At 64.5% G+C, this 502-nt stretch carries 2 protein-coding genes; both read left to right on the top strand.

The window, feature by feature from the left end; translation table 11 throughout:
• On the top strand, nucleotides 1-274 hold a 274-nt coding region (locus AACY45_RS28050; protein ID WP_339548727.1), incomplete at its 5' end, for a hypothetical protein.
• On the top strand, nucleotides 271-502 hold a 232-nt coding region (locus AACY45_RS28045; protein ID WP_339548726.1), incomplete at its 3' end, for a hypothetical protein. The genes AACY45_RS28050 and AACY45_RS28045, both read left to right, overlap by 4 nt.

The raw sequence follows: 502 nt of genomic DNA, 5'->3' as shown, positions 1-502 counted from the left end.
CTTCGTCATTCGCATTGACGAGGATTTACCGATCGCAATCGTCCCTGTGAACCGCCGCGGTCGCGATGTCGCGGAGGCAAATGCGCGCCTGATCGCAGCTGCGCCGGACATGCTCGCTGCGCTGATGAAGATCAGCGTCAACCTTTCTAGCCTCTCGCAATCGGGCGACGACATCTATGCCGCGATGGTGCGGCGGGTCGATGCCGCGATCAACAAGGCCATGGCCGAGCAGGACCAGGTCGAGACTAAGGCAACATCTGGAGTTGCGTCATGATCGACAACACCAACCACAACGCCCTCGCCGATCAGCTCGCCGCGCGCATGCGTGCCGAGACCGAGACCGCAATCATCACGCCGGAGCCCAAGGCCGAGACCAAGCCGGACGCTGGCTACGTCGCCGATGGCGTCACCCGCCTCGCCGATTTCGATAAGCGCGCGAGCGGCGAGAAGCCGGCGCGCAAGCCGCGCGCCAAGAAGGCGGCGGCGCAAGAGCCGACGCAAG

The sequence above is a fragment of the Pseudomonas sp. RA_35y_Pfl2_P32 genome, assembly GCF_963970735.1.
Taxonomy (GTDB): Bacteria; Pseudomonadota; Gammaproteobacteria; order Pseudomonadales; family Pseudomonadaceae; genus Aquipseudomonas.
This window is presented reverse-complemented; position numbering and strand designations above follow the sequence as displayed.